The 26,395-nt window shown below is 69.6% G+C and carries 17 protein-coding genes and 1 pseudogene; 8 read left to right on the top strand and 10 right to left on the bottom strand.

Translation table 11 applies throughout. The annotated features are described in order from the left end of the window. The first annotated feature begins 413 nt into the window (after positions 1–413). On the top strand, positions 414–725 hold the full coding sequence (locus tag ACQEXA_RS60095) for a calcium-binding protein (protein WP_433135177.1): 312 nt from the start codon (positions 414–416) through the stop codon (positions 723–725). 51 nt (positions 726–776) lie between these two features. Next, entirely contained in the window at positions 777–2,003 is a 1,227-nt protein-coding gene (locus ACQEXA_RS60090) for a hypothetical protein (protein WP_433135176.1), read from the top strand. On the opposite strand, the gene ACQEXA_RS60085 is transcribed toward ACQEXA_RS60090, so the two are convergent. Further along, complete coding sequence (locus tag ACQEXA_RS60085) at positions 1,983–2,216, bottom strand: hypothetical protein (protein WP_433135174.1); 234 nt, start codon at positions 2,214–2,216, stop codon at positions 1,983–1,985. The two genes, ACQEXA_RS60090 and ACQEXA_RS60085, sit on opposite strands and share 21 nt — an antisense overlap. A 142-nt stretch (positions 2,217–2,358) precedes the next feature. Further along, the gene (locus tag ACQEXA_RS60080; protein WP_433135173.1) at positions 2,359–3,000 is read right to left on the bottom strand and encodes a hypothetical protein; all 642 of its coding nucleotides are present in this window, start codon (positions 2,998–3,000) and stop codon (positions 2,359–2,361) included. A 341-nt stretch (positions 3,001–3,341) separates the two neighbouring features. On the opposite strand from ACQEXA_RS60080, the pseudogene ACQEXA_RS60075 reads away from it, so the two are divergent. Further along, positions 3,342–4,266 (top strand): annotated as a pseudogene (locus ACQEXA_RS60075) (phosphorothioated DNA-binding restriction endonuclease). Between the two features lie 76 nt (positions 4,267–4,342). Here the strand turns inward: ACQEXA_RS60075 and ACQEXA_RS60070 are convergent. Then, on the bottom strand, positions 4,343–4,474 hold the full coding sequence (locus ACQEXA_RS60070) for a hypothetical protein (RefSeq protein ID WP_433135172.1): 132 nt from the start codon (positions 4,472–4,474) through the stop codon (positions 4,343–4,345). 290 nt (positions 4,475–4,764) lie between these two features. On the opposite strand from ACQEXA_RS60070, the gene ACQEXA_RS60065 reads away from it, so the two are divergent. Beyond that, positions 4,765–6,384, top strand: a complete 1,620-nt coding sequence (locus ACQEXA_RS60065; protein ID WP_433135171.1) for an IS200/IS605 family accessory protein TnpB-related protein — start codon at positions 4,765–4,767, stop codon at positions 6,382–6,384. Here the strand turns inward: ACQEXA_RS60065 and ACQEXA_RS60060 are convergent. The 3 genes from ACQEXA_RS60060 to tnpC all read right to left on the bottom strand — a co-directional run bounded on the left by ACQEXA_RS60060 (position 6,381) and on the right by tnpC (position 9,311). Further along, on the bottom strand, positions 6,381–6,977 hold the full coding sequence (locus ACQEXA_RS60060) for a hypothetical protein (protein ID WP_433135170.1): 597 nt from the start codon (positions 6,975–6,977) through the stop codon (positions 6,381–6,383). The two genes, ACQEXA_RS60065 and ACQEXA_RS60060, sit on opposite strands and share 4 nt — an antisense overlap. Before the next feature lie 616 nt (positions 6,978–7,593). Then, entirely contained in the window at positions 7,594–7,704 is a 111-nt protein-coding gene (locus ACQEXA_RS60055) for a peptidoglycan-binding domain-containing protein (protein ID WP_433135522.1), read from the bottom strand. A gap of 158 nt (positions 7,705–7,862) precedes the next feature. Next, entirely contained in the window at positions 7,863–9,311 is a 1,449-nt protein-coding gene (tnpC, locus tag ACQEXA_RS60050) for an IS66 family transposase (protein WP_433135169.1), read from the bottom strand. A gap of 207 nt (positions 9,312–9,518) precedes the next feature. Between tnpC and ACQEXA_RS60045 the strand changes: the two genes are divergently transcribed. Next, positions 9,519–10,001 carry a very short patch repair endonuclease gene (locus ACQEXA_RS60045; protein WP_433135168.1) on the top strand — a complete coding sequence of 161 codons (483 nt, stop codon included), beginning with the start codon at positions 9,519–9,521 and terminating at the stop codon, positions 9,999–10,001. Between the two features lie 58 nt (positions 10,002–10,059). Here the strand turns inward: ACQEXA_RS60045 and drmB are convergent, their stop codons facing one another. The 4 genes from drmB to ACQEXA_RS60025 are packed head-to-tail and all read right to left on the bottom strand — an operon-like array spanning position 10,060 to position 21,831. After that, positions 10,060–11,922, bottom strand: a complete 1,863-nt coding sequence (drmB, locus tag ACQEXA_RS60040; protein WP_433135167.1) for a DrmB family protein — start codon at positions 11,920–11,922, stop codon at positions 10,060–10,062. Positions 11,923–11,927: 5 nt separating this feature from the next. Then, positions 11,928–15,161 (bottom strand): helicase-related protein, encoded by a 3,234-nt coding sequence (locus tag ACQEXA_RS60035; RefSeq protein WP_433135166.1) that lies wholly within the window; start codon positions 15,159–15,161, stop codon positions 11,928–11,930. After that, entirely contained in the window at positions 15,158–17,062 is a 1,905-nt protein-coding gene (locus ACQEXA_RS60030) for a UvrD-helicase domain-containing protein (RefSeq protein WP_433135165.1), read from the bottom strand. The genes ACQEXA_RS60035 and ACQEXA_RS60030 overlap by 4 nt, the downstream gene beginning before the upstream one ends. Further along, positions 17,059–21,831 (bottom strand): DEAD/DEAH box helicase, encoded by a 4,773-nt coding sequence (locus ACQEXA_RS60025; RefSeq protein WP_433135164.1) that lies wholly within the window; start codon positions 21,829–21,831, stop codon positions 17,059–17,061. The genes ACQEXA_RS60030 and ACQEXA_RS60025 overlap by 4 nt, the downstream gene beginning before the upstream one ends. Positions 21,832–22,409: 578 nt before the next feature. Between ACQEXA_RS60025 and ACQEXA_RS60020 the strand changes: the two genes are divergently transcribed. From ACQEXA_RS60020 to ACQEXA_RS60010, 3 genes are read left to right on the top strand one after another with little or no spacing between them, the layout of a single operon-like run. After that, positions 22,410–24,515, top strand: a complete 2,106-nt coding sequence (locus ACQEXA_RS60020; RefSeq protein WP_433135162.1) for a helix-turn-helix domain-containing protein — start codon at positions 22,410–22,412, stop codon at positions 24,513–24,515. Further along, complete coding sequence (locus ACQEXA_RS60015) at positions 24,512–25,489, top strand: hypothetical protein (RefSeq protein WP_433135161.1); 978 nt, start codon at positions 24,512–24,514, stop codon at positions 25,487–25,489. The genes ACQEXA_RS60020 and ACQEXA_RS60015 overlap by 4 nt, the downstream gene beginning before the upstream one ends. Further along, positions 25,489–26,388, top strand: coding sequence for a DUF6339 family protein (locus ACQEXA_RS60010; protein WP_433135160.1), 900 nt, complete (start codon positions 25,489–25,491; stop codon positions 26,386–26,388). Before ACQEXA_RS60015 ends, ACQEXA_RS60010 begins: the two co-directional genes overlap by 1 nt. The last annotated feature ends 7 nt before the right edge of the window (positions 26,389–26,395 follow it).

The following is a 26,395-nucleotide window of genomic DNA, read 5'->3' as shown; positions in this document are numbered from 1 at the left end:
GCGTCGAAGTAGCCTGCCGCCACGGAGTCGAATGCCTGCACGAACTGTCCGCGCAGTTCGGTCCAGGCGTCCCGGGGATCCATACCGCGTAGGGGAGCGGGTCAGCCGCCACTCGCCGGAGACGTGGTGGTACATGATGTGCTTGGCGGCACTGCCGCCCTTGATACTGCCCAGGCGTGGTGTGCCGAACTCCATGAGCCGGCAGTACGTCGGCCCCGCCCCGGGGGGCGCGGCCTGCCCGAGGGCGTAGCGTTCCAGCAGCAGCGTCCCCCAGTCCTCCGGGGGAAACAGGGACAGCACTTGCTTGCGCTCGTCCTCCGTCACGGAGCCCCGGTCGAACTCGCCCGCCGCCGCCCGCACATCCACCCCACCCGTCATACGACCATGATGTCCGAGGTCGTTAGTGTTGCCCCATGAGCGCATTGGGTACGGCTGAGCTCGAGGCTATGATCGAAGAGGCGACTGTCGACGCCTACAACGAGGACGAGCAGCTGACCGGTCTGTTCACGATGCTTGAGGAGCATCTCGACCTGCCCTTCACCACTGTGGTTCTTGGCGTCGAGGTGACCGTGGGCGGCATTGACCTCACGCCGGACGGAAGGATCGTCGCCCTGTGTTCTCGCGGCCGCATGCGTCAGTCGATCGGTATCCTGGATCTGCCGTTGCCCAGCCCGGCGCCCGAGGGTGCGCAGTGGATCGAGGCGTACCGTCACTGGGCCGGTTGAGGCCGGGCACCGCGCACCCATGCGGAACCGGCTTGTGTGGAAGGGCTGGACATGGCTGACGCCGAACAGGGCACGCACAGGGAAGTCGGCGAACGGTCGCTGACCGACCTCATCGAGCGCAGCGCCGAGTTGAAAGGGCAGCTGGTCGCCTTCGGACAGAGCGCCCGCTTCGACCGGTGGTTGACGCCCCTCCTGCTTCAGGCCGCAGGGCCTGAGCGGCAGCTGGACGAGGGCGAGGCGATCCGGATCATCGACCACTTCCTCCTGCGCTACCGCCTGCCGGACGGTTCGACCGTGGTGGACCGGTTCGTCGCCGGGCGTAAGGACTTGACCGCCCTCGACCGGGAGATGCTGCTCGGCTGGCGCGACCCGGTCGAGGGCATCTTCGAGATCCAGCGCAAGGAAAAGGATGCCGTCGTTCTGCTGAACCTGGTCGACGACCTGGAGTACCGCACGTACTCGAATGTCGGGCGGGCGGCGTTTGGAGGAGTGTCCAAGGGGGGCTTCCTTCACACCTGCCTGGTACCGATTCACTCGGCCGGCGGGGCGTGGCTGGTGTCCGGGGCGATGTCGAGCTACCCCAAGTCCAGCGCGACCGAGATCGCCCAGGCCGCTCTCCAACTGGCCACCAGCCGACCCGAACTGGTCTTCCGCAACCCCCAGAAGGTCGAGCAGGGGTGGCAGGCGATGCGGGAGGACCGGACCGCGTTCGTCGAGTTCTGCGGCGGCGACGAACTGACCCTGCCGCCTGCCGAAGCCGAGGATCTCCTCAACGCCTACTACCGCCACCGCCAAGAGGCCGCCGTCGCCAAACAGCCCGACCGCGCCCGAGGCAGGCGGTTGCCCGGCCTGGACCTGCCCCTCTTCGAGTTGCCGCCGGAACTGGCGGGCTCGGACACCATCGGTGTCATCTACGACCAAGTCGACGGGCTCAACTTCTACGCGGACTACGGAATGCTCCAAGACCTCTTCGCGGACCCGGCCCTCGGGGGCCGCAGGCAGTACCAGGACCTGCTGCGCACGTACCTGCGCGAGGAGTCGATCGGACCGCTGCCGATCCGCCGCCTGGCTGCCGCACACCCGGAGACAGTCGACACGGTGTTCCGAAAGCTGCTGCGCAAGCCCGGATTCACCTGGAGCGAGCACGGCGAGGCGCTGCTGCGCCGACGCAAGCCCTCGTATTACGCGAACGAGTCCCGCCCGGGGGTTTCCGTCATCGGCGACCGCCTCAGTGCGCTTGCCGCCGGCCGTCGACAGTCACCGTTCACGCGGCCGTGACTGCGGCGCAACACCGATCGGTGCAGAGGGCGAGGCCGAAGCGGTACCGCTTCGAGTGGGCGGGCCCAGGTTGCCCGCCCGCAGGTTGGTCTTGAGCGTGGCGTAGGCGTCGACGACCTTCATCACGGCCCGCACCACCGGCTGCGCGGACAGCGCGAACGTCGCCTTCAGATCCGCATACATTGCTTTCTGCAGGCCATTGCGGTCCTTCAATTCCTTGGCGAAGGCAACCTGCGAGGCATGGGTGGCGGCCCGGTTGCAGGGTCGCCGCGAGCGCCGAGGCCTGTTCCGGCGTCGGCAGTGATGCGGCAGGCAGCCGGGCTGTCTGCCGCGACAGCCCGCCGCCTGGCGGTTCTTACTCGGCTTGCTTGGACTGCGTCTGCTCCGGGTCGAGGGTGGCCGTCTGCTCGGCTGCGTTGGCGGCCGTGTAGTAGACGGAGGCGCCCTGCTTGGCGCGGCGGGCCTGGTTCTTGGCGACGAGGCCCTCGAGGGTGGTGCGCACGACGGTGGCCTTGATGCCACGCTCGGGGTGGGCCGTGGCCAGTGCCGTGGTCACGTCTGCCGCGGAGCGCGGTTCGCTGTGTCCGGTGAGGTGGCGACGGACGAGTTCGACCAGCGTGAGCTGGGCCGTCTTCACGGCAGCGGCCTTGCCCGCGGGCTTCTTGGCCGTGGTGCGGCTGGGCGCGGCGGTGTCCGCCTTCTTGGCTCGCGTCCGCTTGCCCGCACCGGTGTCAGCAGCGGCCTTTGTGCGAGGAGCAGGCACCGTGGTGCTGTCCGGGGTGGCCGCAGGCGGAATGGGGGCCGATGAAATACCCAGCGCCTGCTGCACATTGACCAGCACCAAATGGTCGGACTGCAGAGCAGCCAACTGCTCCTGCAATCCCGCAATCTCCGCGCTGAGGCGGTCCTGCTCCTTGACGTTGTGTTCCAGGTCGCCGGTCACCTGGGCGGCGTACTGCGACGTCAGCCCCGTAACAGCGCTCGTGCTCTCCGACATGGTGGTGAACCTTTCCTTTGGTGCCTGGCCGGTTGTGCCAGGTTGGTGAGCGCAGACGTACGGAGCCAAGCGCTCTGTGTTCTCGGGCCGGCTATGGGGCAGCGACATTAACTGCTGCACGTAGCCCGGCATAGAGATAGTAAAGCGTGTGGAGTCTGTTGTTTCTCTCGAATGATGTCTTTTGCTCGAGCTGAGATTCACAGCCGGGCGGTGTGAAGCACTCAACCGGCGGCTGGAGTGGCGAACCGCCCTTGTGACACCAGGCGTGTGCGCACGTCCTGTTGCGTGCACACAGCCCGCGGCGAGCGCGACCTTGAGGACATGGCAGGGTGGCCGTCGTGATGACGCGGGACGAATTGTTGAGCACCCTTGCGGGGCTGCGGCAGGCGCGGATCGGAGCGGTCCGCGCGCCGCACAAGCCGTTGCTGGTGCTGTGGCTGCTGGCCCGGTTCGTCACCTCAGGGAGTACCGCGGTCACGTATGACGAAGCCGAGGACCCGGTCAGCCGTTTGATCAACGACTTCGGTCCGGCGATGACCAACCCGTCACAGGCCAAGCAGCGGGCCGCGATGCCCTTCGTGCACCTGGAACGCACCCTGTGGGACCTGCGTGACAGCGCCGGCCGACCGATACCTCCGACCGATCCGGATCGGCGAGGGTGGCTGCGCGCCCAAGGCGCCCATGGCCGTATGCGCCCCGAAGTGGAGAGGCTGCTAGCCGACCCGGGCACCGTGGCGGCGGCTGCCGGGCTCCTGCTTCAGCAGCACTTCACCCCGGCTTTGGAAGCACCCATCTGTGACGCTGTCGGCCTCGAGCTGACCAGCTGGGCTGCGCATGCGATCTCCGTCCCGGGGCAGAGAGTGCAGCGGGCACGGCGGCCGGGTTTCGTCGAGGACGTCCTGCACGCCTACGCCTACGCGTGCGCCTTTTGCGGGTTCGACGGCGCCATCGGCCGCAATCCGGTGGGCTTGGAGGCCGCCCACGTGCGCTGGCACAGCCAAGACGGCCCGGACGAGGTCAACAACGGGCTGGCGTTGTGCTCCCTGCACCACACTCTTCGACCTCGGTGTGCTGGGCCTCCTCCCGGATCTGCGGATCCAGGTCTCCCGCTGGTACGTCGCCCGCAGCACGGCCGGGCAGTCCATCGACGCCCTGCACGGCAGCCGTGTTGCGACGCCTCGGCCCGGCCACTCGGCCATCGATGCGCAGTACGTCGACTGGCACCAGCGACAGGTCTTCAAGCGCCCCGCAGCGCACGCTGCATGACCTGCACCCAGCACGCTCGAGCACTCCCAGAGGGCCGCACCGATGCGGTGACGAGGCACCCATCACCGCCAGCCGATCAGGCGGAGGCTTCCTCGCCGTCCACGAGTTGCTGGATCGCGGCCAGGATGCCCTCTACGGCAGCGGGCTGGTCAGCGAGGGCGCTCAGCGGGACCGAAGGCCAGCCTCTGTAGCCCTTCTGCCGTTGCACCTCCAGCTTCTTCTCCAACTCAGGAACAGCCGGCAGCGACTGCGCGAACGCGGCCGCCCGCTCAAGGCCGAGGTGATGGGTGACCGATCCGAAGCTGAAAGCGAGTTCTTCCTTGGGAGGGTGGCGAACTGGTCGTTTTCGGATGTACAGGAGCGTGTGTGAGTGTGCAGGAGCATGTACTGGCTGGTGGTGTTGCAGCGCGCACACGTCATATGGCGGGCACTGATGTCAGTGCCCGCCCGTACCGTTCTTCCTGTTGCCGATCAAGCGTGATGGAGGGGAGTACATCGATGCGTGGTGAGTCGTTGCGCACGATCGCTGCTCCCTTCGTGGCCGTTGGCCCGTCGGGCGTGGCGATCCGGACCCGTCTGGGCCACTTGAGCGCCGCCGACGAGGAGGTGTTGCGCCTGGTGGGCGCCCATCTTGGCTCGCTGGCCTCGAAGGACCTCAAACGCCGGTGCGCCGACGGCCTGGAGCACTCCGCGGAGAGGTGGGCGGAGCGCAAGCGAGCCCTGACGGAGGAGTCTTCGTCGCGTTGGGCCGGGAGTATCACCAAGGCCACGCATGATCAGTGGGCGCTGTCCAGGCGTGCCCAACTCGCGCACATTCAAAGCCTTCAGGTGGGCGTGCGGACGATCGCGCACCGCCTGTCCCTGCCGATCGGCGAGAAGGGAAGCAGGCGGGCGCCGGGCGGCTACCGCAGCGCCACGGAGTGGTTCGCCAAGTCCCGGCGCCTGCAGGTCCTTCAAGACCGGCTGCGTGCCGAGCAGGCCGACCGCGCCGTTGGCCGCGTCCGCATCGTGCGCGGCGGGAAGCGGCTCGCACGCCACCGGCACAACCTCAAGGCCGCCCAGCTCACGCAGGCCCAGTGGCGGCAACGCTGGGAAGCATCGCGCTGGTTTGTGCAGGCGGACGGGGAATCGGGCAAGCGGTTCGGCAACGAGACCATCCGCGTCACCCCGGACGGCGAGATCTCCCTCAAGCTCCCTGCTCCGCTCGCCCACCTCGCCAACGCCCCGCATGGCCGGTATACGCTCACCGGCGCTGCCCTCTTCCACCACCGCAGCGACGAGTGGGCCGACCGCATCACCACGAACCGGGCCGTGGCCTACCGCATCCACTACGACACAGACCGCGCCCGCTGGTACCTCACCGCCTCCTGGACCATCCCACCCATCAAGACCGTCCCCCTGTCCCACGCCCGCGCAGGCGGCCTGATCGGCGTCGATACCAACGCCGACCACCTCGCCGCCTGGCGCCTCGATCAGCACGGCAACCCATGCGGCCAACCCCGCCGGTTCTTCTACGACCTGTCCGGCACCGCGATGCATCGTGACGCCCAGGTACGGCATGCACTGATCCGGCTCCTGCACTGGGCAAAACGCCACGGGGTGTCGATCGCGATCGAAGACCTCGACTTCAGCGCGGAGAAAACCCGGGAGAAGCACGGGCGCCGGAAGCGGTTCAGGCAGGTGATCTCCGGCATGCCGGTATCCAAGCTGCGGGCCCGGCTCGTCAGCATGGCGGCCGAACTCGGCATCCCCATCATCGCCGTCGACCCCGCCTACACCAGCAGGTGGGGCGCCCAACACTGGCAGAAACCCCTCACCCACACGACCAGGAAAACCACCCGTCACGATGCCGCGAGCATCGCGATCGGCAGGCGCGCCCTGGGGCACCGCATCCGGCGACGGACGGCACCGCCCCCACACGACCAGAGCGATCGTGTGGGGCATCGGACCGCCCAGGCCGCAAGCGGCACCCCAGGGCGTGAGGAAACCCGCCCCCGCATCCCCGGACCACGGACACGATCCACTGGGACCAGACGCGGCGCGAACGCGGGAGACCAGGACGCCCAACACCGTTCGGAGCGTCCGACTGAGCCCATACAACCCATGCTCAGTCCTTAGGAACGGTTGTCATACAGGGACAGCGTCCAGATCGGCACCTGCCGCCCGGCGACGGGGTAGTAGACGGACATGCTCGGGTAGGTGGCGTATCCGCCCTCCAACCGTCCCCTGGCTGCCGCGTGATCGAGCAGTGCCGTCGCGATCTGCCTCAGCTGCGGGGCGAGACGCGTGCGGAGCGCCGCGTCCATGTCGGCACGCTTGGTCCTCTGCGTGGTACGGCGGCTGGAAGGGGACTTCGCTGCCGTGGCGACCTCCCCGTGGATGCGCGGCACCAGGACGCGGAGGTCTCCGTTGCCTCGGTACTGGGTCAGTTCGATGGCGTACACGTCGGTCTGCCGCATCTGCCGATTCAGGAACTCGACGATCGCCCTCAGCTCCAGCGGGATCCGGTCCGCGACGAACAGCAGCCGCATCTGACCGGCGGCCAGCCGTTCCTCGACCGTTGCCCAGAACTCTTCCGGGGAGCGCTCGCCGAGGAGCTCCCCGTACGCCTCTTCCAACGCCCGGCCGTCCGCGGCGCAGGTCTCCTCGAAAGAGCGCTGAAGCAGGGCTCCAGGCCAGTAGCGCGCCCCGTTCGCCGCGTAGTCCAGCATCTGCCCACCACATCGCGCCGGATACGCGTATCGCTTGCCCGCTTCACCTCCACCAGCGTTGGCACCCCGTCGGAGTCGACGAAGAGGTAGTCCAGCCAGTACGCCGGCGCACCATCTGCGCTCGTTGCGACACCCATCTCCCATGCCACCAGCATGAGTCTGAGCGGCTGGCCATCAGCGAGCGAGCCGAAGTCCAGCATCCTGGGATGGCGCGCGAGAAGTTCTTGGAACTCCGCCTCGGTTTCGAATGCGGCCGGCTCCAGGGCCTGCAGATCCGAGCCCAGAACAAACACTGGCTGATCTGTCACGTGCTGCCACCCCTGTGATCTCGCGATCGTGGTCAATGATCGTTTGCCCGTGGCCGCCCCCTGTGAGGAAGGCGGCAAGAGTCTGATCGTAGAGTCGGCCTCCGCTGCAGACAGAGGCATCCGAAAAGTGGCTCGTCGCGGCCATCGCCGTCGTCGTCGTACAGCACCGTGCGGCAGGCCCGGGCCGCAGGCGGCGGGCGGCCTGCTCGCCCACGACTGGCTGGTCTTCCGTTGATGTGGAGGCCACGGGAGGGAAGAACGCCTACGGGGTGCAGGTCGCCGTCGTACGCCGTGACGGGTGGTCAGCACTAGCCTCCGCCGAGGTGGGAGAACGCCTTCCAGGCGGCCCTGGTCTTGGTTCCGGCGACGCCGTCGACGCCGCCGGTGTCGTAGCCGATGTCGATGAGGAAGCGCTGCAGGGCGCGGATGGTGTTGGGGCCGACGACGCCGTCGACGGTTCCGGCGTTGTATCCGAGGATGCATCAGGTAACCGCAGCCGTGCGACGTGCCCTCGAGGGGTGAATGCCGTGGGTCGTCTGTTCGGGTCGCTCAAGGCTGGGCGTGACTGGTTTGGTGGTCAGGCTGGGGTGGGGATCCAGGCGCCTCGGCCGTCGAAGAGTCGGGTGATGGTGTCGAGCAGGTTGCGGCCCTGCTTGGCGGCGGTAGATAGGTAGCCGCGCACGGCGAAGAAGCGCTCGGCTCCGGGTGCCGTGCGCCAGCCGCCGGAGATCTTCTGCTGGATCTTGGCCATCCGGATGGCCTGCTCGCTGGTGTTGTTGTCGAAGGGCACCCGCCAGTCGAAGGCGAACCGGAGCACCTGGTGGCTTTCGGTGTCGAGGCGGTCGAGCAGGTTCGCGGCCTTGTCCCGTTTGCGGCGTGGTTCGCCGGGGGCGCGGGGCGGGTGCAGGGTCCGTCCGGCGGCGATGATCTCCTCGTAGCGGGCGGTGAGGCGTTCGAGGGCGTCGACGGTGAAGCCGGTGGCGTGAGGGTGCGCGGTCTGGATGTTCTTGATCTCGTCCCAGGTGTCCACCAGCAGCGCGGCCAGCTCTTCGGCCCAGTCCTCGGGGTGGCCGGCAGGCGCGTTGTCCACGACGGAGGCCAGTTCGCGCAGGTGGTGGGCATTGCATAGGGCGTGGACCGCGTCGGTGTACGTCTTGTAGGGCTTCCAGCCGTCGTGGACCGCGATGCCGGTGAAGTGCGGTAGGACGCCCATGGCTTCGAACGCCTTCACGCCGCGCTTCGTGTGGACCTGGTAGAGCGTCAGCGAGCGGGTGCAGGCGGTGTGTACCCAGCAGGTGCGCCCCGCGATCCGGGTGCCGGTCTCGTCGAAGCCGACCACCTCGCACTCGATGAGTTGCTGCCGCACGGCCTCGGTGTGCGGGGCGACTGCCTCGGCGGCCTGCCCGGCCCACCCGAGCAGAGTCGCGGTGGCCACATCCGCGTCCAGGCAGTCGGCCAGCAGTTCGGCGCACCGCTCATAGGGCAGGTGCTGGCGAGTGAGCAGGTAGACCGCCAGGCTCTTCAGCCGCGGCCCGTACTGGGCCGGGGCGGCGGGGGCGTCGGAAGGGGTGGCGGCAGCGTTGACCTGCCCGCAGGCGCAGCGGCGGTGTTCGATGCGGTGCTCGGTCACCCGCAGGCGGATCTCGGGCAGGTCGAAGACCTGCCGCCGCTCGATGGAGACTACCTCGGCCCCGGTCAGGTCACCCGCGCAGCCCAGGCAGGCGGTCGGGGAATGGACCTCGATCGCGTCGGGCTCGTCGACCTGCATCAGCGCGCCCCCGGCGCCGCCGCGGGGCTTGCCCGGGCCTCGGCCCGAGGGCTTACGCAGCGACGTCGGCCTCGCCAGCCCGTCGCTGGACGGCGGCTTGGAGGAGTTCTTCGAGTTCATCCCCAGACGCCGCTTCAGCTCAGCGTTCTCCGCGCGCAGCTCAGCGATCTCGGCCCGGGCGGCCGTCAGCTCGGCCCTCAACTCGCCAACGAGTGCAATCAGTTCCGCGTAGCTCGGCAGCGGCGGGGTGTCGGACACGAGATCCAATGATCAACGAGTTGGACGCCAAGATCAACTCAGTGCGCCAGGACCACCAAACCAGTTACGGCTGGGCAAGCGGGTGCGGCACCCTCGGGCGGCCTGCACTGTTTCGACTGGCATTCCTTCTGCGTCCACGACGGCTCCGACCTGGGAGGCAGCGCGGCGTGACCCGGTTGGTGTCGGGGTCGCGTATTTGTTGAGGGCTTGCGCAACCTGGACCTGGCGGCGCTGTTCGCGTGGATCGGGTGGGCGGACAATGTCTGGGTGGAGGCGTTGGAGACGACGGCACAGGTCCGGGCGCGGATGAGCCGGCAAAAGAGCCGGGACACCCAGGTGGAGCTGGCCTTGCGTCGTGCGTTGCATGCGGCGGGACTGCGGTTTCGGGTGCATCGGCGGCCGGTGAAGGGGGTGCGTCGGGAGGCGGACATCGTGTTCGGGCCGGCGCGGGTGGCGGTGTTCGTGGATGGCTGTTTCTGGCATGGGTGTCCGGAGCATGCCACCTGGCCGCGGCGGAATGCGGATTTTTGGCGGGGCAAGATCGAGGGGAATCGGGTACGGGACGCGGACACCGATGTGCGGCTCGCGCAGGCCGGATGGCTGGCGGTGCGGGTGTGGGAGCACGAGTCACCGTTGGAGGCGGCGGAGCGAGTGCGTGCGGTGGTGGAAGAGCGGCGCCGACGACGCTGAGAGCGGGCCCGGGGTGGGGTCGCGGCGGGTTTGCCTCGCCCCCACCCCCGGCGGGGCCTTACATGAGGTCGTGGAAGTATCCGGGCACGGTGCCGGTCGGTGTGCCGATGAGCATGGCCCGGTCGAGGAAGCTGTTGTTGGTTTCGCAGCTGGTCTCGGGCAGCAGGACGCAGGCGTGGCAGGCGGCGAGGTTGACGTTGTCGATGCCGGTGGCCTCGGACTCCATGCACAGCGGGTCGTTGGAGCACCAGGCGGTGCGGGCGAGGGCGGCTTGGAGGGTGTGGGCCAGGCGGTCGGGTTCGCCTTGGGCGACGATGCCGCCGAGGCTGCCGGCCGAGTCGCTGGTGGCGGTGTAGAGCAGCAGGCCTGCCATGTCGTCGTCGCAGTACAGGCGCTCGCGCAGGGCGGAGGTCGGGTAGCCGCCGTCCAGGCTCCACTCGTTGATCAGGATGTGTGCGAGGGTGTGGAGCAGGAGGTAGCGGGGAGTGACCGGTGAGTCGATCTCTTCCTTGTCCTGCTGTTTGTGTCCCGGGGGCTTGGAGGCGGTGGCGCGACGCTGGAGCAGCGTCAGGTGATTGTCGCGGATGCGTCGGGCGCGGGCGATCACCGTCGGATCGCTCTCCCAGGAACGCAGCCTGTCTTCGTCCAGGCGCAGGAACACGCCTTCGCCGATCACCTCCACGGCCGGGAGCCAGTCGATGTCGTCGGACAGGGTCAGCGGCGCCGTGCGGTGGGCGGGATCCGCGTCGGAGGGCAGGTCGCCGCGCATGAACGACGCCAGGGCTCGCACCTCGCGCAGCCGCTTGACCAGCATGGTGTCGCGCAGCCCCAGTGGTTTGAGCACGGACGGGGAGCCCAGCGGCTTTTCGCACACGAAGGGCTGCCACTCGGCGGTGTACCGCTCGGGGTTGCCGCGGACCAGCCGGATGTACTCCTCCTGCCTAAGCGCGCTGCGGGCCTTGGGGGTGGGAGTGTCGTCCTGGTCGGCCGTTGCGTCGTCGTCCTCGATGGCCTGGACGAGATGGATGATGTCCTCTGCCGTGGCGTCGACGCTCTTGAGCAGGGCGGCGTGGTTTTTGGCGAACCAGCGGATGGTGTCCTCGGAGGCGCCGAGCAGTTTGTGCTTTTCCACCAGCTTGTGCAGGCCCTCGCCCCACGGGGGGATGGACAGGGCGCTGGCGACCTGGGGATGCCACACGGCCGAGGAGCCTCGCTGCATGGCCCGTGGTGCCTGGTCGCACCCCTCGGGGGGTGCGTCCTTCAACCACGGGCGGCCGCCCTCGCAGCGGATGCCGAGATCCTTCAGGACGCGGCTGCGGAAGGCGCCCTCCATCGACACGTCCGGCACGCCGCAGCTGCAGGAGACGACGATCGACCGCAGGGATGCCGTGCTGCCGTTGGTGCCCAGGGAGAGGGTGCCGCCGCACAGGCCGCCGGTGTGGCCGCTGCCGCGGTGGGCCCACCGCCAGTAGGGAAAGTCCGAGATGTGGCCGTTGTTGCAGGCCAGGACGAAGCGGGAGGGCACGAGGTCCTCCTCGCACGTCCCGCAACGGGCCGTACGGGGCGGGGAGTTGAACTTGTAGAACGGCTGAAGCGTGGCGCACTTGGGGCAGGAGTACATGTTCGGGAATCGGCGGACGTGCACCCCGTCCGTTGCCCGGTCCGGGTCCGGGGCGGGCGGCTGTCGAAAGGAGCGCACCTTGAGCAGGCGGGCCAGACGACGCTCCAGGACCTCGGGGGCCTGGGAGATGTCCCAGGAGTCGAGACCGGCGACGATGAACGACTCGTTGTCCACGGCGATCATCGCGCCGACGCCGTAGGTCGTCACCATCTGGGACCGTCGTATGCCGCCGAGCTTGCGGGGACGGACGACGGCGGCGCCGGTGCCGCGTCGGCGGCGCGGGGGAGGGGGCGGGGTCATGGTGGTCAGTGCTCCAGGAAGAGGGTGGATTCGGCATCGACGTCGCGCAGGCTCCACAGGGTGGACCAGCCGGCCGTCTCGGGGTCCTCGTCGTCGAAGCCGGCGAGCAGGGCGGATTGGTGCGAGCCGCGCTTGGCTTCGTAGACCAGCTCGGGGTGGTCGGCTGCCTCGTCGAGCCACCACTGCACGAACTGGTCGAAGCTTTGGGCCGTCGCCTTGCGCTCGAGATCGTTGACCGCGTCGACGCGGGCGAGGATGCACGGGCGGACGAGGGCGTTGAGATCGTCGACGAACCCCGTGATGTGGGCGGCGGCCTCGTTGGGACGGGCGGCGGGCAGCATCAGCCGGGCCAGGGCGACGACGACGGCGTGCAGTCCTCGGTCGCGGGCGCGTGAGGAGAAGGGGGTGACGCTGGTCGACTCCACCTCCCGGTACAGGGCCGAGTGGAAGGCGGGGAAGCCCTCGTAGTGCGAACGGTCCCGGGAGCGGGCCGAGTTGTACATGACGGCGACCAGGCCGGGGTGGCGGCGGCCGACGCGGCTGGTGGCCTGGATGTATTCGGCGGTGGTCTGTGGCTGGCCCATGACTGCCATCAGGCCGAGCCGGTCGATGTCGACTCCGACGGAGATCATGTTCGTGGCGAGCAGTACGTCCAGGGTGTCGGGGTCGGGCAACTGTCGTTCGAGTTGGCGTAGATGACGGGGGATGGCGCTGGAGTCGGCTCGGCTGCTGAGCTCGATCAGTTGGGCCGCGGTGCGGGGTGTGGCCAGGGCGCGCGTGCCGAGCAGTTCCAGGCGGTCTTGGACGTCGTCGAGGACCTGCAGTTCGGCGGCCGACAGCAGACGAAGGCTGTTGAAGTAGCCCACCAGGGTCCAGTACGCGTCCTTGACCTTCGGATCGGCCTCGGCGCGGGCGGCGGCGTCCAGCAGGGCGGCGTAGGTGCGCACCAGGAGGGTCGCCTGGCTGGTGCTCGGGGTGAGCAGCCCGATGTAGCGGCGGGATGCCTTGTCCTTGCGTGGCGTCTCGACGGCGAACCAGGAGTCGCGTGCGTCCAGGCCGGCGGGCGGGAACTGGGCCGTGCGACGGTCGAACAGGGCCCCGACCTGTTCGGTGGCCCGGCGGATGGTCGCCGTCGACGCCACCACCTTGGGGCGGTCCGCCAGTACGTCCACGGCCGTCTCGTACAAGCCGGTCAACGTCCCCAGCGGTCCGGAGATCAGGTGCAGTTCGTCCTGGACGATCAGCTCCGGCGGGCGCGGGCCGCCCGGCTCGTCCCGGTTGAACAGCGCGGCCGTGGCCGGGCGCCACGGCATCGAGGCGAACTTGTCGACGGTCGCGATGACGAGGGTGGGATGTGCGTCGTAGACCGCCTCGTCGACCAGGTGGACGGGCAGTCCCTGCCCGGTGTGGAAGGCGCAGCTCGTGCTCGGGCATCGCACGATCATGCGGTGGGTGCTTTCGCGGACCTCGTAGTCGAAGGCGGTCAGCGGCTGGCCACACCACGGGCAGGCTTGCAGCTGGACCGGGTTCTCCTTTTGCAGGGACTTGCCCGGCTCGCGGCGCAACTTGTCCAGGCGGTCCTGGGCACGCTCGAGATCGTTGGGGGTGGCCGACTTGCCCACCCACATGCCCAGCGAGATGGGCTCGGTGCCCAACTGCGCCTCGTGCTCGGCGCGCACCTGCTCCATCGCGCAGATCAGTGCCGCGGCCCGCTCGAACTGCTGGAGCGTGAGCAGACGCAGGGTGTAGCGCATCACCACGGTCACTCCACCACCGCGCGCCCCGTCGCGCAGTCGGCGCCAGAACGTGGTGAACGCGATCAGCCCGAGGTAGGCCTCGGTCTTGCCGCCGCCGGTGGGAAACCACAGCAGGTCCGCGACCTCGCGGTCCTGGTGGTTGGGATCGACGATGCCCTCGAGGCACAGCAGCATGAACGCGATCTGGAAGGGCCGCCACCTGCCGTCCTCGACCTGCGGTTGGCCGCTTCTGCCCTGCTTGATCCAGGCAGTGCGCGCCCGCTGCTGTGCCATCGCCTGGTTCGCCCACCGGAAGGCGGCAAAGACGTGCGGCTTGCGGTCGTCGCCCAGCAAGGCCACGCCGCGCCGCATCCGCCCCAATGCCAGGCGGCACAGCTCCAGCTGCCGCCGCGCAGCCGCCTCGTGGGGCGTGCCGGCCAGGGCGCGGGCTTCTTCTTCACGCGCCTCGATCCACTCCTGATAACCCTGCAGCAGGCGGGTGAGGGCGGCCACCACGTCCTGCTGTGTGCCGTGGCCCAGGCTGTGCATGGTCAGCGCCCGGTCGTCGATGTGCGGGTTGGAGTCGGTCAGCAGCACGTCGTGCGTGGGCACGAACTCGGTGCGCACCGAGGCGACCGCGGCTCGCTCGGGCATGGGGGTGCGCAGCGGCGGCGCCTGCCAGTCCCAGGCGACCGATGTGCCGTGGCCGGTGGCGAACACGGGGGCGTGGCGGTGCAGAAGCCGGCTCAGGGCCTGCTCGTCGTCGACCGGGCCGAGGCGGGCGGGGCGCTCCACGAAGGGACGGGTGCCCTGTGCGCCGTGGACGCTCACCTCCGGCTGGAAGAAGCAGTAGGCGTCCTGCAGGTCGAATTCGCCGGCCGTCAGCGTGTTCACCACCGTCACCGTGACCGTGACCGTGCCCTGGATGGCCGGGCGCACCAGGGCCCGCCATTCCAGGCCGTCGCACAGCACGCCCTTGACGGAACCCGGCCATCGCACGTCGAACTCGCCCGGCTCGCACACCAGCACCTCGCGACGCCAGCGCTCCTTTTGCCGCTCGGTGCTGCGGGCCTCGCTGCGGCGCGGCTCGATCCGGTTGCCCGCCTCGTCCTCGGGAACGTAGCGGGCCGCCGTGACCGTGACCGTCACCTGCGGGGACACCGTCGCATCGACGGCGAAGGTCAAGCCCATGGAGGAGGGCTTGCGCAGATTGGCCAGCGCGATGCCCAGGTCGGTGGCGCCCTGCTCCACGTCGTCGCCGGCAACGACGTCGGGCGGGGTGCCCACGCCGTCCTCCGCGTCGAGCGTCAATGTCTGCTGCGGGGCCATGTCGTCGGCGGAGGGCTGGGGGAAGAGGACGCCGATCGGGTAGGCGGTGATCGGCGCGTCGTCGGTGAGGACCTCCTGCTCGCCCCCGTGCGGGCCGAGCAGGTCCTTGCGCAGCGCGGCGCGCAGGTCAAAACGCAGCTGGTAGTGCGCCGTGTGCGGCGACGGTGCGGTCACGGGTGGTGGTGTCCTTCCGGGACGGATTCGGCGTGGGTCCAATCGAAGCGGCCCAGGCCGCACAGGCGCGGGGCGAGCCAGACGCCCCTGTCGCCCAGGCCCAGGCGCTCGGTGAGAGCGGGGAAACCGGCGACACTCTCCACGGTGTCGATGCGCAGCCCGGTGACGCGGCACGGCCACCGCTCGACCTTCCACCCCGCATTGATCTTCAAAAGGCGCCACAAGTCGTGGCGGAAACGCTCGGAGACGGATCCGATCGGCCGGCCGTCGTGGAAGATCCCATACGGCGGGGTCTCGACGGCCGAGGCGGGCAGGTCGTGCAGCCGGCGCAGTTCCACCGCGTCGCCGCCGTGCACTCGCTCGCGCAGGTACTGCTGGAGGGCCAAGGGGTCGCCGATCGGATCGTCAGCGCCCGCGGGCGCCTCGTGGCACACATCCAGGTCGCCCGCCTCGATTCCGTTACGCGCGTACGGCTCTCGGCCGCCGACGTACCACCGATCGGTGGGCTTGTGCTTGCGCATCATCCAGGTGTTCGGGCGGGCGAGCCGGTAGACGTCGTCGTGCGGCCGGGTCATCGCCACGTACAGCAGACGCGCCTCGGCCGGCGGGTCCGCGTGCTCGCCGCGCCATTCGGACGGCGCGGGCGGCTCGACGATCAGGACACGGTCGAACTCCAGGCCCTTGGCCCGGTGCACGGTGGAAATGACGAGTGGGTGGGAAGGGGGCGCGGTCAGTTCGTCGGGCAGCCGGCCCTCGGCAACGGCTCGGCGCAGCGCCTCGAGGTCGAAGGTGCCGCGGGCACCGGCGGCGCAGCGCCGCAGCGCATGCCACGTGCGTGCGGAGTCCCAGGCGGGCGCAAGCACAGCCAGGTCGCGGAAACGGTCCTCGGTCAGCTGGGCGGCGCTGGTCGCCAGCAGCAGCTGGGTCACCCACGCCGGTGTGGGACGCGAGCGGGGCGAGCGCTGGATACGGTGATCCACCCCCAGCGTGTGCAACCGTTCCGACAGGTGCAGGACCTGGCCGTTGTCGCGGCACAGGATCGCGGTGGTGCCCTGGAATTGCCGCAACGAGGCCAGGGTGAACGCATCATCGAGGGTGCCGAAGTCGGGGGCGAGGGCGAGGTCGGAGCGCAGCTGCGCATACACCGCCTCGGCTTCCTTGGCCGCCTCGCCCCGGTCGGCCGGCAGGGTCTGCAGCCTGGGCCCGTACGGCAACGCGATACGGGCCTCTTGGGTGCGGGCGCGGAAGTTGTCGGCGAGGGTCACTTCGACCAGGTCGTCGCCGAACGAAACGCGCACCCAGCGAAAGAAGAGATTCGTCTCGTTGGCGCGCTCGTCGGGGTCGGCGACCTGGAAGCCGTAGATCGCCTGCGCGGCGTCGCCGACCACGGTGAAGCCGCAATTGTCCGCGTAGCGGTCCAGGAGCGCCTCGACCATGTCGCGGCGCACGCCCACCAGGTCCTGCACCTCGTCGATGACGACGTGCGCGGGCACACCCTGCTCCGAGGCATCCAGCACGCCCCGTTCGATTGCCTCGGTCGCCATCGCGATGCGTTGGTCGAAGCCGGTGCCGCCCAGGTCGTCGCGTTGGGGGTTTTCCAGCAGCAGCACCGACAGCGCCCAGCCGTCGAAGGTCTGGGCCCGCACCCGGCGGGCGGTGGTGGCGAGCTTGTCGACACGCTCGCGCAGCTCGCGCACGGCGGCGCGGGAGAAACTCAACACGAGAATCTCACCCGCCAACAGCTCCTCGGTGCCGGTCAGGTGCTCCAGCCGGTAGGTGAGGGTGGTTGTCTTGCCCGCGCCCGCGCCCGCCGTGACCAGCGTCCTGGCATCCCAGGGCTTGGTCACGACGGACAGCTGGGCGGGGGTGAGCGAGAGGCCCACCCCGTCCGAGACGGTCACTGCTGTCCCTTCTTCCACAGGTACTCGAACTCGGTGAAGGCAAGGCCCGCGTCGTAGTTCACGATGTTGTCGCGCACGTCGAGGATCAGGCAGGTGCCCTTGCCGCCGTTGCGGGGACCGCGCAGACCACGGCCGATCATCTGCTGGTAGCTGTTGGCGCTGTAGACGGGACGGGCGATGACCACGGCCCGCGTCGCCGGCGCGTCGAATCCCTGCGTGAGCACGCCGTAGTTGGTGATGACCCGGATCCGGCCCTTGCGGAAGGCCTCCACGCGCTTGCGTCGCTCGGCGGTCGGAGTCGCCGAGTCGATCGCCGCCGCCCGGATGCCGCGGTCGCCGAGCTTGGCGGCCAGGAACTTGGCGTGCGAGACGGACGTGGCGAACACCAGCACCGGCCAGTCCTCGGGCATCGTCGCGATCTCGTCCAGGAGCATCTGGTTGCGGGTCTCGTCCTCGGCCAGACGCTGCTCGGCGCCCTTGGGCAAAAAGCCGTTGAACTGCTCGACGCTGCGCAGCTCGTCGGGGCTGAGCTGCATCCGCGCGCCGTCCAGCTCGCGGTGCTCGACCTGCGACAACACGCCCAGCTGCTGCAGGCTCGGAATGGGCTCGCCGAGGAAGACTCCTTCGTCCAGGCGGCGGTTGCCGAACCGCTGAGCGAGCTGCCGGGTGCGTTCGGCGTCGTTGCGGAACGGGGTGGCGGTCAGACCGACCAGGTGACGGGAGGTCTCCCAACGGGTCAGGCCGAGCTGCTCGAAAATCTTGGTGTACTCGGGCGACGTCGCCACATGCGCCTCGTCGACCAGCGCCAGGGACGCCCGGCGCAGCCACGCGTACTCGTCCGTGTGCAGGCAGACCCGCAACTTCGCATCGGTCGCCACGACCAGATGCGGGCGGCCGGTGACCGGGGTGGCGGAGTTGCTGCTCCACAGCCGGTCGACGACCAGCGGCTGGTCCGCACCGACCTTTTCCCACACGAACTTCCAGGACTGCACGGCCTGTTCGCACAGTTCCTCGGTCTGAGCGATCCACAGGACCGGCCCCTGCGGGGTGCCCGCCTCACGGATCCAGCGGATGACGCCCTCGGCCGTGACACGGGTCTTGCCCGCTCCGGTCGGCAGGCTGAGCATGGCCCGCTGCGGCGTGGGCAGCGTCAACAGCTCGGTCAGCTTCGACGCCAGACGCTCCTGGTAGGCGTGGAGAGCGGGGAACTCCGTGGGCCCCTGGGCCTCCTCCCTGGCCGGCGGGGAGGGCACCCGGGCGCCGGCGAAGGAGTCGGGAAAGCCCAGATCGGTCACGAACCGCAGCGCCGAGGCGCTGCCGTCGAAGTAGCGCGGCGCGTTGGTGTACTGGGTGGCGATGTCCTTGGCATGCACCCGCAGCACCGACTCGTCGTGCGCGTTGTAGGCCATCTCGGCCAGCCTGCGGGCATCGGGCTCACGGCCGGTCTCGGAGATCTCACTGGCCAGCAGACCGGTGGGCAACTCCCTCTTGATGTCCTCCTCGTCGATCATCATGGCGATCTTGTCGATGACGCTGTCGCTGCGGCGGATGGCGGCCAGGCGGGCCTGAAAGGCACGGTCGGCCTTGTCCGCCTCGTACTTCTGGATCAGGGCCCGGCACCCGGCGACCCCCATGTGCCAGCCGAACTCGCGGTCGGCGATGACGAGTGCCTCCTCGAGTGACAAACGGTCGGGCACCAGCACCGTGTGCTCCTGCCGGGTCCCGTCCAGCGGCTTGGTCCGGCTGCCGTTGGGGGTGCGGACGACTTCTTCCAGCTCCGAACAGCGCTGCAACATCAGACCGTTGGCGCGGCTGCCCAGGCGCTGACGCAGCGGCGGGTACTCGTCGACCAGCGGCACCGGCGGGCCGACCGGCACGGCGCGCACCCGCTTTTCGAGGACGTCCGAAACCCGCCGCATCCCCCACTCGGTGATCATGTATTCGGCCTGCTCGCGGTCGCCTTCGGCGTCGACCAGCAGCGCGGGGTGCTTCTCCCGGATCAGCTCCTCGTACTCGGCGCGCGTCAGGGCCACGGCGATCTCGTTGTCCGGGCGCATCTGCCACTCCTCGCCTACCCGGCAGCGCACCGTCTCCTCGACCACCACCAGTTCCAGGGCGACGCGGATCAACGTGGCGTACGTGCGGCCGACCAGCGCGTCGTCCTCACTGCTCTTGGCCAACTCCAGAAGGTGGGACCAGCGACCCGGCGCGACCTCCTCCACCGAGCTGGGCAGTCCCAGACGGCGCGCCTTGTCCTGCTCGAGCTTGGTTGCCACAGGCAGGACGTGCGCGTAGGCGGCAAGCTGCGGGCCGACGGCTTCACGCACCGACACCAGTCCCTTGGAGGTGTGCACCGTCCCGCTCCGGCGCAGCAGCCACAGGACGGGGGAGAGGACCCGGGTGCGGGTGCTCACATTGCGGCCGATCTGCCGCGTCCAGGACTCCACCAGCCCCTCGGTTGGCATGGCGTCGAGGAACGCGGCCCGGCCCTCGGGCGAAAGACGCTCGAAGAGGTGGAGCGGACCGGCCGTCGGCGAGCCCTCCAGGAGCACGGTGTGCATCTGGACACGGCTGGCCTTCTTGTCGAGGCTCTCCAGGTACTCGTCGTGCAGCGCGTGGTGGTATGCCTCGAACCAGGGGTCCTGCTCGGGGTGGTGGCCCCGCGTGGGGCGGTCCTTCATGCCCAGTTCCCGCAGGACGGAGGCGTCGTGGAAGGACAGATCGACGGCGATCTCGGCATCCCGCGAACCGTCCTGCGGGACGGCCTTGCCGGGCAACAGGCAGTCCTTCATGGGATGGAAGGCGCCGGCGACCGTCTTGACGTGCAGCGTCTGATCGAGGTCCGGCACCTTCGCGCGGACGGTCAGCACCTGCGCGGTGCCGCCGGCGCTGCGCAGCAACTCCCAAAAACGGGCCCACGAGTGGTCGGTGTAGCCGGCGAAGCCCTGGTCGAGCACGCTCTCGAACCGGCCGCGGCTGTCCGCGTCGCGGATCCCCAGACGGTCCAGGTGCAGGAGCAGGGACGGGTCGGAGGCGATCCGCTCGTCGACGTACACCAGGTCGTCGGGCAGGCCGTCGATGCCGGAGTTGCGAAAGACGCTGCCCGCAACGGGCGCGACGAAACCGTGACCGGCGGTCAGGACGATCCGCGCACGGCGGGCGTCCCGCGCCTGGTCGGACGGCAGCTTGTCGAGGAGCTGGGACAGCAGACGGATCGCGGCGGCCGAGGCCTCGGCGGTGCCGTCCTCGACCAGCGCCTGAAGCCAGTCGCGCACCGACTCCACCGGCTTGTCCGCGGCGGTCAGGAAGTGGGTCAGCTTGCCGCGGCGCCCACCGGCCTCCACGGAGTGGTGCACCCAGTTGCGGGGACGACCGGGATACGCGCGCCACCCCTCCAACGCCTCCTTCGGCAGCCCCTCCGGGTGGATGCGCAGCTCGGCCGGGACGCGCAACGTGCCGTCCTGGTCGGGCAGCGACGGGTTCTGGGCCGTCAACCTCCACACCAGTTCGGTCAGTCGGGCACACGCCCAGTTCGGCGACTCCTTGGTACGGCCGGGCAGCAGCGGGAGGTAGGCCGCCGGGTCCTCGGGCTCGGCCAGCTCCGGCAGGGAACCGACCACCAGGTTGGCCGCGATTCGCAGCAGCTCCTCGTTGAGCGCGCTGCCGGTGAGCAGGTTCTGCCGGTCCTCGTTGGTCTTCCAGGCCGCGTTGAGCGCACCGCTGAGCGTGGTGGCGTACTTGGTCGGGAAGAACGACCAAAACCATCCACGTTCGTTGGGGACCTGCCGGATGCCCTGGTCGTTGACCCTGTACTCGGGTACCGCCCAGGAGATGTCGATGGTGACGCGGGCGTGCAGCTCACCGGCGGCGTTACGGGACTCGTCCGTCACCTGGTGCGGCACCGTGAAGACACGGAACCTCTCCATCTGGGCGGGGGAGCCGCCGCGCGCCTCACGGACGGTGTGCAAGACGCCGTCGTGCTCCACGGTGATCTCGCGGCGCACCTTCGGCATCACGCGGACGTCCTCCAGCACCACCGTGCCCACATGGTGGGAGAAGAGCTGGAACAGGCGCGGGAACTCCTCGCGGGCGCCGTCGATGCGTGCCCGGCCCCCCTGATGGATGTCCAGGCCCAAACGCTCCGCCGCGCCCGGCAGCAGGGGCAGCCGCACGACGGTCGTGGCCCAGGACAGCAGTGCGCGCAGGCGCTCGTCGCGGGCGCACTCCCATTCCACGTCCAGGGGCCGGGCCAGCCGCAGCACCGGCGTCTCGCCGACCGTGTCCACCGACGCGAGTCCCCGCTCGGCGCGTCCCTTGTTGACGGCGGCGAGGATCTCGGCCGCCGACCAGTCCGCGTCGAATCCGAACGACCCGGAGGTGCTGAAGAACTGCGGGGTGCGCGTCACCGACAGGACGGACTTCACGCCCACCCCGAAGCGGCCGATCTGCCCGCCGCGCTTGCGGGAGACGCCCATGCGCAAGATGGTGTCCGCGCCGTCCGGCGTGATCGCGGTGCCCTCGTTCGCGCAGTACAGGTAATCCTCGGCGAGGATCACGTGGATCTTGCCGCCCTGCTGCTCGCGCAGTTCGTCGGCGGCGTTCTGCACCAGCTCGAAGAGCTGCCGGTCCCCGTATCCGCCCTGGTGGATACGGCGCTCGCCGTTGGCGTCCTCCTCGACACGGTCGGGATTGAAGCCGTAGGTGCCCCGGGCGAGCTCGGTAAGCTCGGCGATCTTCGTCAGGACGGCTCTGTCCGCATGACTGTTCACGAAGGTGTGTACTCCTCGAAGACGGGTGGCGACACCGGCACGGGCCATAGGCCACGAAGCGGACCTTGGGCCAGGTGCCGGGAAGATGTGCGAGACGAGCGGCTCGAGCCCCTGTGAGCGGGGGAGCGCACGGCTCAGGCGCACTGCGGTGCGCATGTGGTTGCGTGAAGCGTCGGGCCTGCGGTAGTTACGCGAGCGCGAGGCGGCCCGACGGTCGCCGAAGTGGTCGTGCGAGGAATCCATGGTCGTGCACGAGTAAGGCCCCCCTTAGCCGTGTGCTGGCATTCCGACGGGAGCGGTGCACCACCAGGGCTTCCCCAAGCCCGAACGGGGTGCTCTCCTCGTCGTCGGCGGGACGTTATACCCCTGTGGCCTGCGATGTCCAGCCGCTTTGACAACTTCTGATGTCCCGTCAACTCGCAGTGGCGTTGTCAGTGGCGCCTGCTATAAGCGCCACCGGCAGGACCGTCGTCTATTGATTTTTGACACGCGAGTGGATGTCAAAGATGCCTGCTAGCATCGCCGGCATGCCCGCATCGGGACGAACCGACACGACCGACGGAGGTCGACCCACCGCCATGACAGGGCCACAGGCAGAAGCGTTCGGGCCGTGGCTCGGACGGCAACTGCGGCGCGCGGGCATGTCGCAGGCCCAGCTCGCCATCGAGCTGGGCAAGACACGCGCCGCGGTCTCCGCGTGGATCACCGGACGCGCCGAGCCACGCGAGGACGTCAAGGCACACATCGCGCAGATCCTCGGCACCGATCTGGCCTCCCTGGTGACCAGGACGGCCGACGTCCCCCTCGACCTGCCCCTGGTGTGGCAGCACAGGCCGGCCCACGCCGACGGCGGCCGCGAATACGGCAACGTCGCCGCCTTCGCCTTCGACGCCGACCTGTCCGTCCTCGCGCGCGAGGCCACGCAGAACTCCCTCGACGAGCGCTTCGAGGCGCACCAGCCGGTGCGCGTGCACTACATGCTCCACGAACTCAGCGGCGACCACCTGGACGCCTTCCTCAAGGCCGTGCACTGGGACGAGCTGAGCGCGCACTACGAGCACGCCGCCGCCGGCGGACAGAAAGTCTCCCGCGGCCTGCGCGCCGCGCTCGACGAACTGGCGGACAGCCGCTCCCTTTTGCTGTTGCGCATCGACGACTACAACGCCTTCGGCCTGACCGGCCCCGAATACGGCGACGGCCGCTACGCCGCGGTCGTACGCCGCACCCTCGACTCGCACAAGAGTGCCGGAGGTCGCGCCGGCGGCTCCTACGGACTGGGCAAAGCCACGCTCTGGGCCACCAGCCGCTTCGGCCTCGTCCTGGTCAACTCCACCCTCGGTGAGGCACACGAGGGCCGCACCCACCGCCGCGTCGTGGGACGCCTGGACCTGCCCTGGCACACCCTCGACGGCGAGGCCTACGCGGGACCCGCATGGTTCGGCGAACCCGACACCGATCCCGAACGCAAAGACGTCGCCCGATCCTGGTGGGCCGACGAAACCACCGTGCGCGACCTGCACATGGAGCGCACGAGCGACGAGCCCGGCACGTCCTTCCTCGTCGTGGGCGCCCACGACGCCTCCGGGGATGCCGAGACGCTGCAGGAGATGCACGACAAGTGCGTACGCTCCCTCGCCGACGGCTTCTGGGCCGCGATGATCGGCGGCCGCGACGCCGGCCCCCTGCTGGAGGCCCGCGTCACCACCCTGCGCAACGGACAGGTGGTCATACCCGAAGAACGCGTCGACCCCCACGCCCACCACCCGGCCCTCGCCCGCGCCCTGCAGGCCTACCTCGACGGTGAGACCATTCCCGAACTCACCGCCGGCGACCACGTCGCCCACGCCGAGGTACCCCTCCTGGTCACCCCCCTCAAAGGCACCGGCCGCGCCCGCGACAAAGGCCGCGAACACCCGGCCGTCCTGCTGCTCACCCCGGCCGACGACACCGACGAGCGCTTCAACCGCATCGTGTGCATGCGCGGCAACCGCATGACGATCACCGAACAGCGGCCCCGCGACCTACCTCTGGGCACCATGCCGTTCCAGGCCGTCCTGTTGGCCGGCTACGCGACCGGCCGCACCGGCGAGGACGTCGACCTGGCGGAGGCGTTCCTGCGGGCCTCCGAACCGCCCGAGCACGACCGCTGGGACCGCACCGAGGAACTCACCACCAGCTACGAGCGCGGCGCGCTCAGCCGCATCAAGGAATTCCGCCACGGCATCGACAAGGCGGCACGCTCCCTCGCCGTCCGCCGCGAGGCCACCCGCACCGGCGGACCGAGCGTCCTGCGTGAACTGCTCACCCTCGAGACCGACACCCCTCAGGGCGCCGGCCCACGCCGCACGCAGTCCTTCCCCACGGTGCGCACCCTCAGCGCCCACCTGGAAGACACCGGGGCCTGGAACGTCACGGTCACCCTCAAACTCCCCGACGCCGACGACCCCTGGCTGCTCACCCCCGTCGCCAAATTCGACGTACGCTCCGGCGGCAGGCCGACCATCGACTGGTCGCTGCTGGTCGGCTCGGAAAGCTGCCGCGCCGAAGGCGATCACCTCATCATCGAACCCGGCGTGCGCACCGCCGTCTTCACCGGCGTGACCGACCCCGCCACCCACCCCGTCAAGGGCGCCTTCGCACGCCTGGCCGTCGACATCCTCGAGCCCCGCAAAGGCGCCGCGTGAAATCCGTCTTCCCCTACCCGACCCTGTTCGGCGACATCGCCTTCGACATCACTGCCGTCACCGTGGACGGCACCCCGCTCCCGTACGCGCAGGTGTCGACGACCGAACGCACCGTCGCCCTGCACCGATCAGGCCGCGAACACTGGACGCGGGCCACGCTTCACCTCAAGGCCCACCTCCCCGAACCCGAGCTCGCCCAAGGCCCCTTCACAAACGTCACCTGCCTGGCCGTCCTCACCGAAAAGGCCACCAACACGCGCACCACCTCCCACCTGACACGCACGACCGGCGGCGACTGGCACGGCACCATCGACCTCGGCAAGGACCACCACCTGCGCCGCGCCACACTCACCATGCACGCCATCGCCACCGTCGAGGGCATAGCCGGCCGACTGGTCGGCTCCGCCGAACAGGACTGGTACGTGGACCTGCGCGAGTCCACCCCCATCCGACGCCGCGAGATCGACATCGTCGAGGTCGACTTCCGCGACGGCCCGCACGAGTGGCTGCGCCCCTTCCACGAGGCACCCTGGATCGTCGAGACCAGCGCCGACACCCCCACCGTCTACCTCAACACCACCGCCGTCGAAGGCCTGATGGAGGTCCTCACCGCCAAGGGCGGCACCTCGGCCGAACGCGTGCTGCGCGACATGACCGCCAGCCACATCGCCCAGGACGCCTGGACGGCCATGTTCCACACCGCCATCAGCGACCTCGACGTCGACGAGGACGGCACCCCCGTCCTGCCCACCGGCTGGCGTGAGGCCGTCGTCCGCACGATGCTCCCCGACGTCCTGCCCGGCCGCCAACCCACCGACGCCCTCTACGACATCAACGAGCGCCGCACCCAGGGATTCGGCTGGTCCCAACTGCAGAGCGCGATTCAGTACGCGGCCGGAAAACGCAGCCGCGTCACCAAGAAACTGACCAACGCGGTGCGCACCGTCGACCGCACGGACAAGGGCGTGAACTGATGCCCCCGGCCACCCCCCACGACATCCCCCCGGTGCTCGGCCTGCTCCCCGACACGATCGTGGCCAAATACCTCAGCCACGCCATTCAATCCGGGCAGGAGACACCGCCTCAAGTCGCCCTGCGCAAGGCCGCCACCCTGCTGTCTGCCACCGAGGCACGCCGGCACACCGCCCCCCTCCGGCAACTGTTGGAGGAGGCGATGCGACGCTTCGACGACCAGCGCACCGCCGCCGACGCCTGGCTCGCCCCCCGCCTGCACGCCACCCTCCGCCTGACCCGGGCCGAGGCCGCCGACGGCCGGCTGTGGAACTACCTCGCCCTGCTCGTCGCACCGGACTACGTCCTGTGGCGCCACCGGGGCACCGAAACCACCGCCACCTCCCGCTTCAGCGGCGCGCACTACACCCAGGCCTTCTCCCGCCTGTGGTGGGCGGCGGAACTCTTCCGCGACGGCGCCGACTACCGCCCGGTGGAAACCGCCTGCCGCGTGCAGGACGTCCTGAACACCACCCTGCGGCTGGACGTCATCGACCACCGCCCCACCGCACTGGCGATCGTGCGGATCCTCGACCGCCTGATCGCCGGCCACACCCCACACCTGGGCGATCACGTCAACGCGCTGTCCTCCGCCGTCAACACCGCGGGCAGCACCCTCGTCTACGACGTCCTGGCACCCGACGGCGGTGGAGAGGGGGAAGCCGTCCTGGACTGGATCGACCAGGCCCAGGACGCCCCGGCCGTGCCCTTCGAGCGGCTGCCGGACGGGCCCGACGACGGACGCGTGAGCGCACAGTCCGTGGACACCCTCGTCGCCCTGTTCGACAAACTCCTGGCCGAGGCGCCCAGGCGGCAGCGGCCCAGCCCCCGTCGGACAGCCCCCGACCTCAGCGCGCCGTAGCCGGCCG

The sequence above is a fragment of the Streptomyces sp. CA-106110 genome, from assembly GCF_050936285.1.
Taxonomy (GTDB): Bacteria; Actinomycetota; Actinomycetes; order Streptomycetales; family Streptomycetaceae; genus Streptomyces.
This window is presented reverse-complemented; position numbering and strand designations above follow the sequence as displayed.

Coding starts and splice junctions, on each gene's coding strand:
- drmB (WP_433135167.1), bottom strand. CDS start 11,922: ATGACCCCGCCCCCTCCCCCGCGCCGCCGACGCGGCACCGGCGCCGCC.
- ACQEXA_RS60065 (WP_433135171.1), top strand. CDS start 4,765: ATGCGTGGTGAGTCGTTGCGCACGATCGCTGCTCCCTTCGTGGCCGTT.
- ACQEXA_RS60080 (WP_433135173.1), bottom strand. CDS start 3,000: ATGTCGGAGAGCACGAGCGCTGTTACGGGGCTGACGTCGCAGTACGCC.
- ACQEXA_RS60095 (WP_433135177.1), top strand. CDS start 414: ATGAGCGCATTGGGTACGGCTGAGCTCGAGGCTATGATCGAAGAGGCG.
- ACQEXA_RS60010 (WP_433135160.1), top strand. CDS start 25,489: ATGCCCCCGGCCACCCCCCACGACATCCCCCCGGTGCTCGGCCTGCTC.
- ACQEXA_RS60090 (WP_433135176.1), top strand. CDS start 777: ATGGCTGACGCCGAACAGGGCACGCACAGGGAAGTCGGCGAACGGTCG.
- ACQEXA_RS60020 (WP_433135162.1), top strand. CDS start 22,410: ATGACAGGGCCACAGGCAGAAGCGTTCGGGCCGTGGCTCGGACGGCAA.
- ACQEXA_RS60060 (WP_433135170.1), bottom strand. CDS start 6,977: ATGCTGGACTACGCGGCGAACGGGGCGCGCTACTGGCCTGGAGCCCTG.